This window comes from Parvibaculum sp., assembly GCF_049671045.1.
GTDB lineage: Bacteria > Pseudomonadota > Alphaproteobacteria > Parvibaculales > Parvibaculaceae > Parvibaculum.
Genome location: NZ_JBATUH010000026.1, coordinates 1 through 1,663 on the forward strand (window position 1 = coordinate 1; position 1,663 = coordinate 1,663).

A 1,663-nucleotide genomic window follows, 5' to 3' on the forward strand; every position below is an offset into this window, starting at 1 on the left:
GGATGAATTTCCTGGAGGAGGTGCCGGCCGTGCGCCGCATCGATACCGACCGGGCCGACCTGTTTGCGGTCGAGATCGTCGGCCACGTCACCGCCGCGGATGCCGAGAACCTGCTCGGGCTGCTGCAAGCCGCCTGCGCGCTGCATGAGAGGGTGGACGCGCTGGTCAGGCTTACCGGCCATGACGGCACGGACTGGCCGAAAATCCCGAAAGAGACGATCGAACAGGGCAAGGCCGAGGCCATCCGTCATATCGGACGCTGCGCGGCGATCGGCGAGCCGGACTGGACGGCAGCGCTGCAGGGCTTCCTTGCACCCCGGCTTCCCATCGAGTTCCGGCATTTCGCCGCCGAAGACGAGAGCCGGGCATGGCAATGGCTGGCAGCCCGCCCCGTGGAGGGCTGAGAGCATGGGCCGGGCCTTTGCCGCTATCGCACCACGGTCAGCCGCTCGGCGGCGCGGGTGATGGCGGTGTAGAGCCAGCGCTGCCGGGTGTCCTTGAAGGCGAAGCTCTCGTCGAACAGCACGACATCGTTCCATTGCGAGCCCTGCGCCTTGTGGACCGTCAGCGCATAGCCATAGTCGAAATCGTCGAAGCGCTTCTTCTGCTGCCAGGATATCTCGGCTTCCGCATCCTCGAAGGCCGCCTTGAGCAGCTTGATCTTGGCCACGCCCCGGTCCGGATCGTCTTCCTCGGGCGAGACCAGAAGGTTGATGCCGGGCTTCACCGTCTCGCGCGACGAGGTCATGACTTTCCACAGGGAGCCGTTGAGCAGCCCTTTGGCGGGATCGTTGCGCAGGCACACCAGCTTGTCGCCGGCCTGCGGATAGCTGGCGGTGAAGCCCTTCAGCTCGCGCAGGCGCGCGTTATAGCGGCGGCGCGTGCGGTTCGTGCCCACCAGCACCTGATCGGCCGAGAGCACAAGATCCTGGGTCACCTCCTCCTTGCCGATCACCCGCGCGGCGCCGAAATCGCCGCGCATGAATTCGCGCCCCTCGCGCACGTCCAGCGCCAGGCGGATGATGGGGTTGTCGCGCGCCTGCCGGTGGATTTCCGTCAGCAGGAAATCCGGTTCGTGCTCGGTGAAGAAACCACCGCCCGAAATCGGCGGCAACTGGCCGGGATCACCCAGAACGAGGATCGGCGTGCCGAAGGACAGGAGATCGCGGCCCAGTTCCTCGTCCACCATCGAGCATTCGTCGATAATGACCAGCGCGGCCTTCGCGATCGGGCTCTGGCGGTTGAGCGAGAAGGTCGGCGACATGGACGTCTTGCCGGTCGTCTCGTCCTCAACCGCTTCCTCGCCACGCGGCCGATAGATCAGCGAATGGATGGTGCGCGCGTTGGTTGCGCCCTTGGAGCGCAGCACCTGCGCGGCCTTGCCGGTGAAGGCGGCGAACTGCACCTGCCCGTCGACATGCTCGGCGAAATAGCGCGCCAGCGTCGTCTTGCCGGTGCCGGCATAGCCGAACAGGCGAAACACCTGCGGCCTGCCGCTTTTCAGCCACTGAGCCACCGCCTGCAACGCGGCATCCTGTTGAGGGGAGAATTCCATGGCTTCGACAGACAGGATTCGTGCCCGAAGGGCAAGATGCAAACGGCCGCGGCGCCCTTATGCCGCCCCGGAAACCAGTTTCGCGAAGCGGTCGAGATCGACATTGCC

2 protein-coding genes are annotated in these 1,663 nt (G+C 65.7%); one reads left to right on the forward strand and one right to left on the reverse strand.

Features of this window, described 5'->3' with window-relative positions; translation table 11 throughout:
• Positions 1-404 (forward strand): STAS/SEC14 domain-containing protein (locus tag WBG82_RS03510; RefSeq protein WP_424421447.1); only part of this gene is annotated, 404 nt, incomplete at its 5' end.
• Positions 405-427: 23 nt separating this feature from the next.
• Here WBG82_RS03510 and WBG82_RS03515 read toward each other — a convergent pair.
• Positions 428-1,555, reverse strand: coding sequence for an ATP-dependent DNA helicase (locus tag WBG82_RS03515; RefSeq protein ID WP_424421450.1), 1,128 nt, complete (start codon positions 1,553-1,555; stop codon positions 428-430).
• Positions 1,556-1,663: the final 108 nt, after the last annotated feature.

Coding starts and splice junctions, on each gene's coding strand:
- WBG82_RS03515 (WP_424421450.1), bottom strand. CDS start 1,555: ATGGAATTCTCCCCTCAACAGGATGCCGCGTTGCAGGCGGTGGCTCAG.